The 1,135-nt window shown below is 41.6% G+C and carries 2 protein-coding genes; both read left to right on the top strand.

Features of this window, described 5'->3' with window-relative positions:
• Positions 1–214 precede the first annotated feature (214 nt).
• On the top strand, positions 215–493 hold the full coding sequence (locus R7Q38_RS24315) for a peptidylprolyl isomerase (RefSeq protein WP_318114635.1): 279 nt from the start codon (positions 215–217) through the stop codon (positions 491–493).
• Positions 494–1,031: 538 nt separating this feature from the next.
• On the top strand, positions 1,032–1,135 hold a 104-nt coding region (locus tag R7Q38_RS24320; RefSeq protein ID WP_318114637.1), incomplete at its 3' end, for a DUF3360 family protein.

Consider the following 1,135-nt stretch of genomic DNA (forward strand, 5'->3'; position numbering starts at 1 on the left):
CGACAGCTTCAACCGTATAGGAAGTAAATGTGAGCTTTTTAAGCAATCTCTTTATAAATCGAGGTCAATATTACCCGAGTTGCACAGGTTTTCATCATCTAGCCAAGTGTTTTGGGGGCAAGCCATGGCCTAAAATGGGTAAGGTGGAGAAATGTTTGGCGCAAACCGGTGTAGTCGGTAAACTTGCGCCACCAGAATAGTGAGAGATAAACACATGGCAAACACAGCAGCCGCATTGCTCATTCTTGTTAAGCACAAAGAACAAGCTGAAGACATCATCAAGCAACTGAAAAAAGGCGCTAAATTCCAAACACTAGCGAAAAAATATTCAACTTGCCCGTCTGGCAAACGTGGTGGTGACCTCGGTGAGTTACGTCGCGGTCAAATGGTGCCTCAATTCGACAAAGTTTGTTTTTCTGGTGAAGTGTTAACTCCGCACTTGGTCAAAACAAAATTTGGTTGGCATGTGGTCAAGGTTCTCTACAGAACATAGCCTCTACCCAGAGCTCATGAGCTGACTTTCGAGTTTCTCGAATGCCAGTACATACGAGCAGAAATCATGGTAAGCACGAATTGGCTTACCATGATTCACTTACTTCTTGCCCAAAATCATTCAGAGTCAGAAACTCTATTTAATTCCTTTCACACCATTATTTCTAATGGCTTCAAGCTGACTGCAAATAGACAACGTACCTCAATAGCAACCCTTACGTTCCCCAAAAACTTAGTCTTTAACAAACATAAGTTGGAGCGACGACCGTTCTCCCTTTGGCTTACCTAGAGAATACAACTCATACAAGATCAACGCACACCAATGTATTGTTAAATTAATGTTTAATAAGTGGGAGTTTTGTTGCTCTTTTACTAATGTCTAATATTCCTACCGGTAGCAACACATGCTTAATAAGTGCAAATCAATAAAGGTGCTCGATAGCAGCTAGGGTGTGGTCTCGTATTGGTCGAAGGTTTGTGTACCTCGCGAAACTCTAGTTGAGATGGTTCAGCTTTGAAACGTAAAAAAGGATAACTCAATGTCTGACTCAAGTAAGACTTTTTACAGGGATGTGCGCAAAAAACCGCATGAATTTGAAAACCGAGAAGACTTTCTAAACCAGGCTTTAACCGTTATGAGCTT

The organism is Vibrio sp. Vb0598 (assembly GCF_033338935.1).
GTDB classification, from domain to species: Bacteria; Pseudomonadota; Gammaproteobacteria; order Enterobacterales; family Vibrionaceae; genus Vibrio; species Vibrio alginolyticus.